Raw genomic sequence first — 15566 nt, 5'->3', positions numbered from 1 at the left:
GATACGATAGTAATAATTTGCAAACTATGGTTCATTATATGCGAAACAATTTTAGAAATCCAGTAGGTTTGCAATATCTGTTTGATAGGGTGAATTATTATCACGAAATATATGCCTAAAAAGAAAAGGCAGCCGCGTTTTTTTAGCGACTGCTTTTTCTTTTATATATCATGAGTTATAATGTGTAAAAACTATCCTTTCAAATAGCGCAAGCAAGTAAAATATATAGCAAGATTTACGCGAATCTCCTTGGCACAAAAAGCATATGCCGGTCTACTTTTAATACGAACAATTCCACCTTAATTTGTTTCAAAAATAGACTTTAGAGCACACTAACTTGCTCCAGTTTTTCTCCACATTCATCCACCTGCCGCTGAGCCCCCAGCACGCACACCGAGCCCTCTTCTGTCAACCGCTCCAAGTCCCCGGCCAGCTTAGGCAGGTCCCCGGGCATGGTCTGAAGCATCTCCCGCCGGACGCGTGCCAGCTCCTCTCGGGTAATTCCACGCCAATACCTGGCGTCCGCTGTCTTACCCTTCAACCGGGGGGAAAGCAGTGGGTCCGACTCTGCCACAGCCCCGATGATCATACCGGTCAAATCCATTTCCTGTGTCTGGCGCAGATATTCCCCAGCCTTTTGGTAGCAGTCCAACGTACGGCTCGCGCTGGGGTCCCGGTAGGAGTAGAATCCGCCAAAACCCGTATCTCTTAGCCCAAGCCCCACGCCGTAGGCGCCGCCCTGCACCCGCACCGCGTTCCATAGATAGCCAAGGGACACCGCCCGGGCCGCCACTCGGGACTGGCCCTGCTTGGCGGCGGGAAAAAGTCCTCCTGCCGCAGCGTAGGATACGTCCGCCGGAATGACAATGCCCTCCCGCCGGGGCCCCCAGGGTTTCACAGCGGGTCCCCCCGGCAGGGAAAGGCTGCCTTCTGGCAAGCGCGTGGCCAGCAGCCGGGCCGCCTCTTCCACCGCGGTTTCCTTTGTGCCGGTTACGCTAAGGGTCAGCGGCTTTTGGGTAAAGATCGTCCCGCTCATCTCCGCCAGCTCTTTTGCCAGGTCAGGGAAGCGGCTGTCAAACCGCTCTTCCAAGTCTTTCAGCCAGCGCAGGTATTCGATACCGCCGCAATATTCCTGAACCATGCCCTCGGCCGTAAAGCCCGCCTGCACCCGGGTCATGGCGGCCTGGTGGCCCGCCATGGAGATCTGCTCGGCAAAAGCCCCCCGGTGCTGAAGCAAAAATTCTCGCACCCGCCGGGGATCATCCAGCTGGGTCTGAGTCAATATTTCAGCCAATAGGGACAGGGCGTCCTCCAGTTTGCTGTCCAAAACACTGCATCCTGCGCAGAGAAAGGCTTTGCACTGGGCCGGGCTGCCCTGTTTGCCATAGGACTCCACCCCAAAGCTTACCTGCCCAAAGAGAGCGCGCAGTTTTCTTTGCAGTTCTTCCAGTTCCGTGGATTCTGTCGCTAACTGTCCCAGCAGCTTAGCCAAAAAGCTGGCGCGGCTTAGCCCGGGACCGTCTAGGCCATCCAGCGCGAAATATAGGTTCAGATAGGTGATGCCCCCGGTAGGCAGCCGGTGGCTGAACACCCGCAGCCCATGGGACTCCTCCATGCTCATGGGCAAGGCCTCCGGATGCGAGGAAATCTGGTCCAGACGCAGCATGGGGATGGCGGCCACGGCCTCCGGGGCATCCGGCGCAGCCTGCCAGGCCTCTATATTGGCCTGATACCGGCGCAGCTCCTGCTCCTGCACAGGGGTCCACTGGGCCCGGGCCGCCTGTAGGCGGGCGTCTTCCCTCTGCTGGCGCTCCTGCCCCAGGGTATGAGAAGGGCGCGCCAGCACCCGGCAGCGGTGGGCGTTTTGCAAAAAGACCCGCCGGGCCAGCTCTTCAAAATAGCCCTTTTCGCACTTCTCCCGCAGCCGCTGGAACAGGTCCCCCACACTTAAAAAGGCCCCGGGCTCTCCCCCGTACAGCCAGCTCTGCAACACCTGTAGCCCCAGCCCCAGACCCTGGGGCATCCGGCCAAAGTCCCGCTCCCGCTCGTTAAACTCCAGGTTATCCAGGGTGGCTAAAATACGTTTGTGGTCCAGGCCTTCCTGAGCCAGCCGGGCCAGCTCCCCATACAGCGCGTCGGAAACCTCTTGAAAACGCTCTTCCTCCACGTCCCTGGCCTCTACCGTGACAAAGGTCTGCAAAATATGGCCGCCGTTTACATCCATCATCAGGTCCCGGGCCAGGCCCTTTTCCAGCAGGCAGCGCTTTAAGGGCGCCTGGTTGTCCCCGCACAGGGCGTCGGCCAGGGCGTGCAGGGCCATGAGCTCTTCCCGGTCCGCAAAGCTTCCGGCCACAAAGCCGTCCACCAGCCGGGCCCGGCCCGCCAGCTCCTCCCCGGCAGAGAGCTCATAGCTGATCTCACTGACGCCGCCGTCTACGGGCTGCTGATAGGGGATAGGCCCTGGGGCCTCTGCCCGCTGGAAACGGCATAGGTACTCCTGGTCCAAAAGCCGTAGAAGCTTCTCAATATCCATCTGACCGTCCAGGAAAATATAGGCGTTAGAGGGGTGGTACAGCCGCCGGTGGGCCTCGCAAAACTGCTCATAGGTCAGCTCGGGGATATGCTCCGGGTCGCCGCCGGAGACAAAGCGGTAGCAGGTGTCTGGAAACAGCCGGCGGGCCACCTCATAGGCCGCGATGGTGTCTGGGGAGGAGAAGGCCCCCTTCATCTCGTTAAACACCACACCCTTATAGCTGGGAGCACCCTGCTGGTCCAGCTCATAGTGCCAGCCCTCCTGGCCGAATATTTCAGGTTTTTGGTGGATAACAGGGAACAGCACAGCGTCCATATACACCCGGATCAGATTGATAAAGTCCTGGTCGTTGCGGCTGGAAACCGGGTAGACCGTCTTGTCCCAAAAGGTCATGGCGTTCAAAAAGGTGTTCATAGAGCTCTTCATCAGCTCCACAAAGGGTTCTTTCACCGGATACTTCTCCGAGCCACAGAGCACAGAATGCTCTAAAATATGAAAAAACCCTGTGTCATCCCAGGGCTGGGTCTGAAAGGCAATGCCAAAGGTTTTGTTTTCGTCGGGTCTGTCCAGCCACACCAGCCGCGCCCCAGAGCGCCCGTGCTCCATCTCATAAAGAGTGGCCTCCAGCTCCTCCACAGGCTGAATGGCAGTTACCGTAAAATTTCCGATCATTTGGTTCTGTTTCATTGAGAAACCTCCTTTATTTATAGTGTCTAATCTTACCATGAATGGAAAACGAAATACAGGCGCCCGGTCCATTATCGTAAACGCACTTGAAAATCGGTACATACCGATTTTCAAACAGAGCGCGCGGGCATACCCGTGCCGCCAGGTTCAAAAAAGGTGATACTTCTTTTGGACCGCGTTAACTATAAGAGTAAAAGTTTGCGGGGAGAAGCGGAGAGCTCCCTTTCGGCCAGCGGCCAAAACACGCAATAGAAACACAGCTTTAGCGTAATACCAAGCAGCCTCTTGGGCATCCGCCCAACCCCACCAATGCTTTTCCAGGACCCGTAAGGAGCCTGCCGCGCCTTGACCGCATCTCTGGTTAAGCCCATCTACGATTTACGCCAGCCTGCCAGGGTCCACAAGCCCCAAGTTACCGGTCCATACCAGCGCCGCCGGCAGGCCAGGGCCATGCCCCGCATTCCCCACCGCCAGGCCAAAGAGCGGACCTCCCCCACATACTTGCCCTGGCTTAGCGCCTCGATTGTTTGGGCCGCCAGGGGAATTTGCGCCTGCCTGCCAAAAGCCTTTGCCACCGCCCCCAGCCCCTGGCGGCGGAACGCTCTCTCGTGAAACACAAAAGAGACCAGGCCAAAAAACACTTGAAAGGCCACCAGAGCGGCGAATTCCTCCTCCAACCCCCGACTTATCAGAAAGGCCTTTAGGTCCTCCGCCACGCCAAACCAAGCCCCGGCCATATCTGGGGTATAACGGGCTGTGGCAGAGCTTTTATTGTCCCGGTACAGGTAGACCGTTTCCTGGGTAAAAGCGTACGCTGGCCCACAGGCGCAGCAGCATAGATTAAAAAATTTGTCCTCCATCAGCCGCCGGCCCCCACAGGCCAAGCGGTTCTTCTCCACAAACTCCCGTCTATAAAGCTTGCCGCACAGAGACACCATAAAAGCCTGGGAGAAAAAGGCCCGGAAGAGAAAATCCACCTGCCGGCGTACCCCGGCAGGCTCGGCCCCGGGGGCCACCCGGCCAAAAAATCCCCCTTCCGGTCCTTGCCTGCACACCCCGCCCAGGACTACGTCCGCCCCCTCCCGCCGGGCCAGCTCCGCCAAAAGACCTACCGCGCCGGGACCGGCCAGCAGGTCGTCGGAATCCATAAACATCAAGTATTCCCCCCGGGCCAGGGCCATGCCGGTGTTTCGGGCTGGTCCCGCCCCCTGGTTTTCTGTATGAAGCGCCCGCCAGTCCTTGTGTTCCTGGACATACCGCTCACAAATGGCGGGGGAAGCGTCCGTGGAACCATCGTCCACCAAAACCACCTCCAGGGCTGAATAGTCCTGGGCCAAAATACTTTCCAGACAGGCAGGCAAATATGTCTCCGCGTTGTAAACCGGAATGATTACACTAATAAAAGGATTGCTCATAAAAACCCCCTTGTCAAAAAAAGCGCCCAAAACCACACCCAAAACCAGGAAGGGTTGGCGGGTCATCTTTATTGGGGCGGATAAGGGCCTCCGCGTTTCTCCGCGCCTTGCGGGTCATCGTAAATGGGTCTCTCCACCCCGTGGACAATATATACATTATTATAGTCCATCCCTCCCCACTTTTCAATGTAAAATACCTCTTTCTTTTTTCGTCATTTTATGATAAAATGTGAGGTGTAAATTATAGTAATAAGGAGGTTCCTTATGAGCGAAAAAGTGCAGGCTCAAAACCGGATGGGCACAGAAAAGATGCTGCCCCTCATTTTTTCCATGGCCCTGCCCGCCATGTTTTCCATGCTGGTGCAGGCCCTTTACAACATTGTGGACACGTACTATGTCTCAAAGGTCAGCGAAAAGGCCATGTCCGCCGTATCCCTGGCCTTTCCCCTGCAAAACCTGCAAATCGCCTTTGCGGTAGGCACCGCGGTGGGCGTTACATCCCTGATCTCCCGCAGGCTGGGGCAGGGATGCCGGGAAGAGGCCGGCACCGCGGCGGTGCACGGCATTTTGCTGGGGCTCGTCACCTGGCTGGCTTTTGCGGTGTACGGCGCGTTTTTTACCACACCCTTTTTTGAAATGTTCGAGTCCGACCCGGAAATTGTCCTCATGGGCGACCAATACATTTCTATCTGCTGTATCTTTTCCTTTGGCAGTTTTGTGGTGGTCATGCTGGAAAAGATCCTACAGGCCACAGGCAACATGTTTTGGCCCATGATTTTCCAGCTGGTGGGCGCTGTGGCCAATATCTTGCTGGACCCCATCTTTATTTTTGGCTATTTCGGCCTTCCGGCTATGGGAGTCACCGGCGCGGCGGTGGCCACCGTAAGCGGACAGATTCTCTCAATGCTGTTGGCCATTCTGGTTATATCCCACCAGGAGCACGCCATTGACATTCGTTTCAAAGGCTTCCGACTAGACTGGAAAACCGTAAAAGACATCTATGCCGTGGGGCTGCCCGCCATTGTCATGCAGGCCATTGGTACTGTAATGAATATGGCCATGAACGGCATTCTCTCCGGTTTTTCCACCGCGGCCTATACTGTGTTTGGACTATACTTCAAGCTACAGTCCTTTGTGTTTATGCCCGTGTTCGGCCTTACCCAGGGGCTGCTGCCCATTATGGGCTATAACTACGGTGCGCGCAACAAGAAGCGCCTAAATGCCGCTCTGCGCCAGGGCTGCGTCATTGCCCTGGTGATCATGACCGCTGGTATGCTGGCATTTCTGCTTTTACCAAAGTATTTGCTGGGGATCTTCAACGCCTCCCCAGAACTTCTGGCCATTGGTGTGCCGGCCCTGCGCATCATCTGCACCTGCTTTTTGTTTGCCGCCCTGGGCATTGTATCCTCCACCCTATTTCAAGCCACAGGCCGGGGTACCTACAGCCTGGTGGTCTCCCTTATGCGCCAGCTGGTGGTTTTGGTACCGGCCGCGTGGCTGCTGGCCCAAACCATTGGGCAGGTCTCAGCCGTGTGGTGGGCCTTCCCCATTGCGGAAACCTTCTCTTTATTAGTAAGTATTATTTTTTATATCCGATTGAACAAAAAGGAAATCAGTAAAATGGACATTATAGAATAATTTACAAATCACTTTTGTCGAAATATGCAGAAAAAGGGCGCATTCTATAAATGCGCCCTTTTTTGACACGTAGTTACAGTTTATTCATACTCTTTTTTCTCATTTAGGCCTTGCGAGAAAACTCAAATTATGGTAAGATTTATTCACATCAAAAAGCCACTAGGAGGTTTGGCATGGAAAAACAAATAAAAATACTCATTTGTACGGAAGAAGACGAATGGACCCAAGAAGCCCTGGAACTCATCCAGCAGCGGGGGGGCACCGCCATCCTGGTAGAAAAGCACGGAGGCACCGCGCTGGAGCGTATTGCCCACGAAAAGCCCCAGATCGTTCTAATGGATCTGTTCATGCCTGGCAGAGACGCCATTGGAGTGATGCGCGAGGCGGCGAAGCTGCCGGACCTGGACCGTCCGGTTTACATTATCGCCGCCCCTTACACCACACCGATGCTAGAGCGTGAAGTAATGGCCGCAGGCGCCGCCTACTTCGCCCTTTCTCCCTACAAGAAAGAGGAAATGGTGGAGCGCATGTTTTCCATTTACGCTACCAGGGGCAAGCATTTCAGCACAGAGCCCGCGGACCCGGGCCTGAAGCTGCAAATTACCGAGATCCTCCATCAAATCGGTGTGCCCGCGCACATCAAAGGCTACTACTACCTTCGGGACTCTATCTTAATGGCCATAGCGGACCCAGAGATTATCAATTCCGTTACCAAACGGCTGTACCCCAGTGTGGCAAAAATCTATAATACCACCAGTTCTCGGGTAGAGCGGGCCATCCGCCATGCTATCGAAGTGGCCTGGGACCGGGGAGACGTAGAGGTGCTTACCTCTTACTTTGGCTACACCATACATACTTCCCGGGGAAAGCCCACCAATAGCGAATTTATCGCTCTGATCTCGGACCGGCTGTGCCTGCGGGCGGCAGGGACCTCGTAAGCCAAGGGGGCAGTGCCGCTGCCCTAGCTTTCGCCTACCACTGACAGTACTATATCATAGTATATGTGGAAAAATTGTCGAAACTTGGGGTGAAATCGGGTTTGTTGTAAAAAAAATTTGAACAAAGGCTATATCCTGTGATTTTTTGGAAGAATTTGGGGGTGAAAGCTCATTATGTGGGGGACCGGCTACCGGGTCCCCCTCTTCTTTTTCAGACGTTCCGCAGCTATTCCTCCACGAGTTGTCAACCACTTTTCCCCTTCCACCGCAACCAGGGGGAACAGCGAAAGCCCTGCCACCAGCAGCCACTGCACAGGGTTCAGGGCAGCGGTTTTAAAGATGGCGGAAAGGGGCGGAAACACCAGCACGCTTACCATCAAAAAGGCGCAAACCCCACAGGCTAAGTTCAGCTTTTTGTTGGAAAAGAGGCCTACCTCCAGCACCGAGTGGGAAGAGCGCATGTTAAAGCTGTGGACCAGTTGGGAGAGACTGAGCACCCCAAAAGCCATGGTGCGGCCAATGGCCGGCTGGGCGGGGTCCAGATCAAACCAAGCCCGGCCCATGGTATATGCCAAAAGTGCCAGGGCCCCCACCAGGCAGCCCTCTAGGGCCACGGAAAGACCCATGCCGCCGGAAAACACGCTTTCGTCCCGGGGGTGGGGGGGCTCCTCCATCACGTCCCGGGGGATAGGCTCTGCCCCCAGGGCCAGGGCGGGCAGGGAGTCGGTGACCAGATTGACCCACAGCAGCTGAATGGCCAAAAGGGGCGCCGGAGCCCCCAGCAAAAAGGCGGCAAACACCACTAGGATCTCGCCAATATTGCAGGAAAGTAAAAAATGGATCGTCTTGCGGATGTTCTGGTAAATCCCCCTGCCCTCCCGGACAGCGGAGACAATGGTGGAAAAGTTGTCGTCGGTCAGCACCATATCTGCGGCGGACTTGGCCACCTCTGTGCCATTTTTGCCCATGGCGCAGCCAATGTCCGCGGCCTTTAGGGCTGGGGCGTCGTTTACCCCGTCGCCGGTCATGGCCACCACCAGGCCCCGGCGCTGGCAGGCCTTGACCAGCTTCACCTTATGCTGGGGCGAAACCCGGGCAAACACCCGGCAGCTGTCCAGCTTCTGGGCCAGTTCCCCATCAGTAAGCCGGTCCAGGTCCGCGCCTGTCAGCGCCTGGTCTCCCTCTTTGGCAATGCCTACCCGTTTGGCCACTGCCAGGGCCGTGGCGGCGTGGTCCCCTGTAATCATCACTGGAACAATGCCCGCCTGCCTGCACTGTAATACCGCCGCCCGCACGCCCTTGCGGGGTGGGTCCTCCATGCCAATGAGCCCGCAAAAGGTCAGGCCGGTTTCCATCTGCTTGTCGTCTCCGGGCAGGCGGTCTACGTCCTTATACGCTACGGCCAGCACCCGCAGGGCCCCCTGGGCCAGCCGGCCGTTGTCTGCCAGCAGCTTTGCTTTGTCTGAGCCAGAAAGGGCGCCCTCACTGTGCCCCCGCAGCTGGTGGGTACACCGGGGAATGAGCACATCCGGCGCGCCTTTGGCAATGATCCGCCAGCCGGTGGAGGTCTTGTGCACAGTGGTCATCATTTTTCGGGATGAGGTAAAGGGAATCTCCCCCACCCGGGGAAAGTCCTGCTCCAGCCGGGCCTTGGGGGTAGGACAAGCCAGCAGAAACGCGGCCTCGGTGGAGTCCCCTGTCACCACCTCCCCCTCTTGTTCCGAGTTATTGCACAGGGTTGCCAGCTCCAGGGCAAACCGGGCATTTGGGCTCTCCAGCGGTTCGCTGCCAAAGGCTCCACAAAAAGCTGTGACCGTCATTTTGTTTTGGGTTAGGGTGCCTGTTTTGTCCGAGCAGATGACCTGGGTGCTGCCCAGGGTCTCTACTGCCGGCAGGTGCCGGACAATGGCCCGCTTGGCCGCCATGCGCTTTACACCCATGGCCAGCACAATGGTGACCACTGCCGTAAGGCCCTCGGGAATAGCGGCTACCCCCAGGCTAATGGCAATCATAAACATTTCCAGGGGCTGAATCCTTTGCAGCAGTCCCAAAAGGAAAATGAACCCGCAAATGGCCACCACCCCCAGGCCCAGCACCTTGCCAGTTTGTTTCAGCTTGCGCTGCAAGGGGGTCTGGGGAGACTTCTCCTGGTCCAGCATTCCGGCGATCTTGCCCATGGCCGTGTCCATGCCTGTGGCAGCCACCAGCCCCACCCCTGCCCCCGAGGCCACCCCAGTGGACGCAAAGGCCATATTTTTTCTCTCCGCCAAGGGGGCCTCTCCCCCGCATACAGCGGCCGCGTCCTTTTCTACTGGGAGAGACTCCCCAGTGAGAGCGGATTCCTCTGTTCGCAGCTCTACAGACTTGATCAGCCGCAGGTCGGCGGGCACCAGGTCTCCGGCCTTTAAGATCACCACGTCCCCAGGCACCAGCTGGGCGCTTTCCAGGGTCAAGCGTTTCCCGCCCCGCAGCACCCGGGCATGGGGAGAGGAGAGCTTCTTCAAGGCGTCGATGGCCTTGTCTGCCCGCAGCTCCTGGACCGTTCCAATTATGGCGTTGCAAATCACAATGGCAAGGATTATAATAGAGTCAAAGTACTCCGCGTCCCCCCGCAGGTGTGAGGCCCAAAAGGAGACCCCGGCGCTGACCAAGAGAATCAGCACCATAAAGTCTTTGAACTGCCCCAGGAACCGGGCCAGAATGCTCTGCCGCCCAGACTCCTTAATCTCGTTGGGCCCGTACTGGGCATAGCGCTTGGCGGCCTCGGCGGGGCTTAGGCCCCGGGCGGGATCCACGCCCAGCTTTTCAGCGGCCTGCTGCCAGCCGGTTTGATGGAGCTCCATAGATAACTTCCCCCTAAAACTTGATTGGGAAATATATATGAGCGGCGGAGGGCGATTATGTTCCCAGGGCAGCGCGGCCCTCTGGGACGGCGGCCATCCTAATCCCCAAGAAAGGACTCAACCCATGGAAATGCCAAACCCCTTCGACAACGCAGTGATGTCTTTTGTGCAGAACCACTGCCACAACCCCTTTACCGACACGGTGTTCCCCTCCATCACTTATTTGGGCGAAAGCGGCATCGTCTGGATCGCCCTAGCGGTTCTGCTGCTGTATTTCGGCAAAAAGAGCGGCTGGCGCACCCAGGGGCTGCTCATCCTTGTCGCCATGCTGGCTGGGCTGCTCATTGGCGAAGTGACGATTAAGAACTTAGTATGCCGGCCCCGTCCCTTCCAGCTCATTTCAGGGGACATCCGCCTGCTGATCCCGCCGCCTTCTGGCTGGTCCTTTCCCTCTGGGCACAGCTGCTCTTCCTTTGCGGCGGCCACAGTGGTATTCTTCCGAGACAAGCGCTGGGGTGCGGCGGCCTTGGTTTTGGCGGCGCTGATCGCCTTTTCTCGGGTGTTCTTATTGGTCCACTATCCTACCGACGTGTTGGCCGGAGCGGCGCTGGGGGTACTATGCGGTACAGGGACCGTGCTGGTTTACCGAAAAATCCAGGCGGCGAAAAAGGAGAAAGCGGGAGAGAAGCAAAAATAAAACTTCTGTCCTCTGCCGGTTCGGTAGGCGCTGGTCCCCAGTGGGGGGCCAGCGTCTTTTTTAGCGGCCGGGTCCTTCGGGTTCGCGATATGTCCGGTGGCACACGGCCAGCCAACCGGTAAAACACCCCCACGCCGCTGAACACCGTCCCGCCGTAAAACAAAAAGGGCATTTTCTATAAAGAAAATGCCCTTTCGTTCTGGCGGCTTCCTATTGAAATGCCTCTGTACAAGAACCTGCCGCCAGCCACGATTTTTTACCCTTAGGGCCAGGAGCCCCCCCAGATCCCCTGCGCGCCGCTTTTTAAGGCCAAGGAGGCCTTGGGGCCCGGCCTCGCGTCAGGTCAGAGCCCTCTCTGCCAGGGCGCTTCCCAGCCCGGCCGGTTCGCGGCTTGCTGGCAGGCGCTCACCAAAAACCCCGCCAGGAACTTAGCGGCTCCCGCAATGTGCCCCACACAAGGCCCCTTCGGTTTATTCCATGCCCTCTTTTTTCAGCTGCCGGTTCATGGCGCAGATAATGCCCTTTACCGAGGCAATGCTGATATTACTGTCTGTGCCCACACCAAAGATAATCTGCCCGTTATGCTTCAGCTGGATATAGGACACGGCCTTAGAGTCCGCTCCCGCTGAAATGGCGTGTTCGCTATATGAGACGAACTCAAAATTGGTCAGGCCCACTCCCTGTAGAGCGTTGAAGAAAGCGTCTATGGGCCCGTTGCCCTTGCCAGACACGGCCTTGGTCACGTCGTGGTGGCGCACCGTGCCTTCAAAGTCTACCACCACCTGGCCGCTGCCTCCGTCCTCCTCAAAAATCTTGTAGGTCAACAGCTCATAGGGGGCTTTTACGTCCAAGTATTCCTCCTTAAAGATGGCAAACACCTCCTCAGGGCTGATCTCTTTCCCCTTCTGGTCGCAGGCTTTCTTCACCAGGGCGCCGAACTCGGGGTGCATAGCCTTGGGCAAAATATAACCAAAGCTCTGATGCATTACAAAGGCCGCGCCGCCTTTGCCGGACTGGCTGTTGATGCGAATAATAGGCTCGTACTGGCGGCCCAGGTCCGCGGGGTCTATGGGCAGGTAGGGCACCTCCCAGTAGGGGGACTGCTCCTTTTCCATAAAGTTCACGCCCTTGTTAATGGCATCCTGGTGGGACCCGGAAAAGGCGGTGAACACCAGGGCCCCCGCATAGGGGTGGCGGGGATGCACCTTCATCTCTGTACAGCGCTCGTACACTTCCCGGATGGCGGTCATGTGGCTGAAGTCCAGCCGGGGGTCCACGCCCTGGGAATACAGGTTCATCGCCAGGTTCATAATATCGCTGTTGCCGGTGCGCTCGCCGTTGCCAAACAGGGTGCCCTCCACCCGGTCGGCCCCGGCCATCATCCCCAGCTCAGTAGCGGCGGTGGCGGTGCCCCGGTCGTTGTGGGGATGCAGGCTGATAATGGCGCTGTCCCGGTGCTTCATGTTCCGGCAGCAATACTCAATCTGGTCCGCGTAGGTGTTGGGGGTGGACATCTCCACTGTGTTGGGCAGGTTGATGATCACCGGGTTCTCTGGGGTGGCGCCCAGCTCCTCCAGTACCTGGTCGCAGATAAGCACCGCGTTTTCCATCTCCGTGCCGGAGAAGCTCTCGGGAGAATACTCGTAGCGGATGTTGATATCGCTGCTTGCGGTGATCTCGTCCGTCAGCTTGCGGATAAGCCGGGCCCCCTCTACAGCAATGTCAATGACCCCCTGCATGTCGGTGTTAAACACCACCTTCCGCTGAAGGGTGGATGTGGAGTTATAGAAGTGGACAATCACATTCTTTGCTCCATCAATGGCCTCAAAGGTCTTGCGGATAAGGTGCTCCCGGGCCTGGACCAGTACTTGGATGGTGACGTCGTCTGGAATTAGGTCCTGGTCGATGAGGGCCCGGAGGATCTCATACTCGGTCTCGGAAGCGGAGGGGAATCCCACCTCGATCTCCTTAAAGCCGATGTCGCACAGCAGCCGGAAAAACTCCAGCTTCTGGTCCAGGTTCATGGGGTTCACCAGGGCCTGGTTGCCGTCCCGCAGGTCCACGCTGCACCAGACAGGAGCCTGGGTAATGACCTTATCCGGCCAGGTACGGTTAGGAAGGGCAATGGGCTGGAAGGGCTTGTACTTTTTGTAACCTACATTCATGGGAATCGTTCCTTTCAAATAAATATAAAATGAAGATAAACATAGCGAAAACTAATTACGCCGGGCAGAACCCCAGCGGGCGCGCCACGGCCTTGCCGTAGCCGGCGGGGAAGGTCTCCATTGGAGACCGTTCTGACCCGACCGAGGCAGGAGCCGAGACCCTGGCCCGGCGAAAGCATATTCAGTTGGTATTGATGGCGGTTATCATTGCTCCTATTCTTAGGGCAACCCCGCACCATTCGCGGCTGGCGCCTTAAGCACCGTCTTGCTTGCACATTTTCCGTGATAGCGCACAGCTTTCGCTGGTCAATGGTGAGATGGACGGCGCTCAACCTGTACCCTCTCACGAAAAATCTGACTGCCCAATACGGTACTTAGAATTCTGCGGTATTGCCTTAGCTTTCATTTCCTAAACCCGCCTTATTTTCCTATTGTCCCTCCGCTTTCGCAAGAAAGAACAACCTGGGAAACCGGAAAATAATCTCTCCGTTGGCCCGCAAGGGGTAGGCCTCCCGCACCTGCCGGAACACCTCCTGATAGAAGCCCTCCCGGGCCTCCTCGTTCACCGCCGCGTCCAGGTAGGGCCGCAGCCCTGTGGAGCTGTACCAGTCCATAATGGCCTGATGCGAAGGCATTCGGTGCATGTAGACCGTCTCCCACATGGTGAAGTCTCCAGAATGTTCCGCCAGCAAATCAAAGTATTCCTCCGGCTTCAGGGTGTAAAAGCTTCTGTGATAAGGAATTCTCTCCCGCCATTCCGGCCTCTCCACTGTGCGGGTGATGATCTGGTGGATGGGCTCTTCAAAATTCACCGGCACCTGTACTGCCAATAGTCCACCGGGGGCCAGCAGGCTCATCAGCCGGGGCAGCAGGGTGCGGTGGTCTGGCACCCACTGGATACAGGCGTTGGAAAACACCAGGCCATAGCCGCCGCCCAGGCCGTCCAGTGGGCCGCTGACATCATACCGCGCAAACTTCAAGTTCGGGTGCTCCTTCTGGGCCGCCTGGATCATGGCGGCAGAGGAGTCCACCCCGGTTAAATCTGTGTAGGGAAAGAAATTTTTCACCACCTGGGTGCTGTTGCCGGGGCCGCAGCCGATATCCAGGGCCCGGACCCCGGCACTTTTAATGCGCGACGCTAGGTCAATGGCGGGCTGGGTGCGTTCCTTTTTAAACTTTAGGTACTGCTCTGGGTTCCACTCCGACATATCAGCCGTCCTTTCCTGTTTTTTGCCCTGCTGGCTTCTTCGGGAGGGCACGTAAAAAAAACCCCGGGCGCATTGCTGCACCCGGGGCGAAAATCTATTGATTTACGCGGTACCACCCGTGTTTTACAGAGAGTTGCCCCTCTGTTCTCAAAAGCCTCTGACAAGGCCCGGCGGGTAACGCCGCCACGCGTCCCGGCTTAATAGGGGCCCCGCATAGCCCAAGAGATAGACTCTGGGACCAGCCAGCCGCCGTTCAGCAAGGAGACTCGGGGATCAGTATACGCCATACGCCGCCTGTCCGCTCACACCACCCGCGAACTCTCTGAAAAGTCAGACCGTATAGCCTTCTTCCCGTCACAGTCTTTCATTTATTTTGCTATTATACACAGTTTTGTTGCTTTTGTCAAGACTTTGGTAAAAAAAGAGTTGATGATGACATTTTGGAGTCTTGCCCACCAATGAAATCCACCGAGTTTGGGCGTTGCATCTCGGTGGAACGCGAGGCCAAAAGCAGTCCGGATTCAAAGCCCCCTCCCTGCTAAAGGCCATTCAGTCCTTCATCGCAAAACTTGTTCCATAAATATTCAGCCCGGCCGTTCCGCCAAAAAAGAACTTACACCGGACTTTTTACGCGAAACCCGTGACTTTCCTCTGCTCTTTCTGTATAATGAGAAAAATACCACAATGCCGCCCCAAAAACTCTCTGTAAGGAGGAAACCGCGTGTTTTATTATACCATTTACCCATCTCCTCTGGGCGAACTCACCCTGGCCTGTACAGAGAATGGCCAGGCCCTGGTGGGCCTCTGGATTGCGGGACAAAAATATTTTCTGGCCCCTTTGCCGGAGCCCCCAGAACGGGGAGACCATCTGCCGGTCTTTACTCAGGCGCGGGCTTGGCTGGGCCAGTATTTTGCCGGAGAACGGCCAAGCCTTAGCAAACTAAGTCTGGCCCCTGCCGGCGGGGCTTTCCGGCAGCGGGTGTGGCAGCTCCTGCGTCAAATTCCCTATGGCCAGGTGACCACCTATGGGAACATCGCCCGGCAGCTAGCCGTCAAGCAGGGGCTGGCCAGCATGTCCAGCCAGGCCGTGGGGGGCGCGGTGGGGCATAATCCCCTGTCTATTATCATCCCCTGCCACCGGGTGGTGGGCACAGGCGGCAGCCTCACCGGCTATGCAGGAGGCATCGACAAAAAAATTTGGCTGCTGGAACACGAGGGCGTGGACACAAAGGGGCTGACCATCCCCAAAAAGGGCGCGGCGCTATAAGCAGACTCTCTGAATTTCATCGCTTTTGGGTTTGGCCATAACGTTCGCCGCCCAGGCCCCTGTCCTCTCTCCCTTTTTTTACCCGAAACTGGATTACGTCGCGGCATTATTGTTGAAAACTCTGTGAAATTCGTGGATAACCCCTTGTCCACTGTGGCTTTTCCTTGGTTTAAAG

The 15566-nt window shown here is 56.8% G+C and carries 9 protein-coding genes; 4 read left to right on the top strand and 5 right to left on the bottom strand.

What is annotated here, in order from left to right:
- Positions 1 to 322 precede the first annotated feature (322 nt).
- Positions 323 to 3220 carry an insulinase family protein gene (locus tag U8U68_RS10970; protein ID WP_322200847.1) on the bottom strand — a complete coding sequence of 966 codons (2898 nt, stop codon included), beginning with the start codon at positions 3218 to 3220 and terminating at the stop codon, positions 323 to 325.
- 371 nt (positions 3221 to 3591) lie between these two features.
- Positions 3592 to 4635 carry a glycosyltransferase family 2 protein gene (locus U8U68_RS10965; protein WP_322200846.1) on the bottom strand — a complete coding sequence of 348 codons (1044 nt, stop codon included), beginning with the start codon at positions 4633 to 4635 and terminating at the stop codon, positions 3592 to 3594.
- A gap of 264 nt (positions 4636 to 4899) precedes the next feature.
- Between U8U68_RS10965 and U8U68_RS10960 the strand changes: the two genes are divergently transcribed.
- On the top strand, positions 4900 to 6273 hold the full coding sequence (locus U8U68_RS10960) for an MATE family efflux transporter (RefSeq protein ID WP_322200845.1): 1374 nt from the start codon (positions 4900 to 4902) through the stop codon (positions 6271 to 6273).
- 173 nt (positions 6274 to 6446) lie between these two features.
- On the top strand, positions 6447 to 7211 hold the full coding sequence (spo0A, locus tag U8U68_RS10955; RefSeq protein ID WP_322200844.1) for a sporulation transcription factor Spo0A: 765 nt from the start codon (positions 6447 to 6449) through the stop codon (positions 7209 to 7211).
- Positions 7212 to 7399: 188 nt separating this feature from the next.
- On the opposite strand, the gene U8U68_RS10950 is transcribed toward spo0A, so the two are convergent.
- On the bottom strand, positions 7400 to 10054 hold the full coding sequence (locus tag U8U68_RS10950; RefSeq protein ID WP_322200843.1) for a calcium-translocating P-type ATPase, PMCA-type: 2655 nt from the start codon (positions 10052 to 10054) through the stop codon (positions 7400 to 7402).
- Between the two features lie 124 nt (positions 10055 to 10178).
- On the opposite strand from U8U68_RS10950, the gene U8U68_RS10945 reads away from it, so the two are divergent.
- Positions 10179 to 10751, top strand: a complete 573-nt coding sequence (locus tag U8U68_RS10945) for a phosphatase PAP2 family protein (protein ID WP_322200842.1) — start codon at positions 10179 to 10181, stop codon at positions 10749 to 10751.
- Positions 10752 to 11221: 470 nt separating this feature from the next.
- On the opposite strand, the gene leuA is transcribed toward U8U68_RS10945, so the two are convergent.
- Both leuA and U8U68_RS10935 read right to left on the bottom strand, forming a co-directional pair.
- Positions 11222 to 12916: a 2-isopropylmalate synthase gene (gene leuA / locus U8U68_RS10940; RefSeq protein WP_322200841.1), complete on the bottom strand. Its 1695-nt coding sequence runs from the start codon at positions 12914 to 12916 to the stop codon at positions 11222 to 11224.
- 428 nt (positions 12917 to 13344) lie between these two features.
- On the bottom strand, positions 13345 to 14124 hold the full coding sequence (locus tag U8U68_RS10935; RefSeq protein ID WP_322200840.1) for a methyltransferase domain-containing protein: 780 nt from the start codon (positions 14122 to 14124) through the stop codon (positions 13345 to 13347).
- A 721-nt stretch (positions 14125 to 14845) separates the two neighbouring features.
- On the opposite strand from U8U68_RS10935, the gene U8U68_RS10930 reads away from it, so the two are divergent.
- Positions 14846 to 15391, top strand: a complete 546-nt coding sequence (locus U8U68_RS10930; protein WP_322200839.1) for a methylated-DNA--[protein]-cysteine S-methyltransferase — start codon at positions 14846 to 14848, stop codon at positions 15389 to 15391.
- Positions 15392 to 15566 lie beyond the last annotated feature (175 nt).

The sequence above is a fragment of the Acutalibacter intestini genome, assembly GCF_034334985.1.
Lineage (GTDB): Bacteria > Bacillota > Clostridia > Oscillospirales > Acutalibacteraceae > Acutalibacter > Acutalibacter intestini.
Note: the sequence above shows the minus strand (reverse complement) of the source record. Positions and strands in the feature narration are given on the sequence as shown.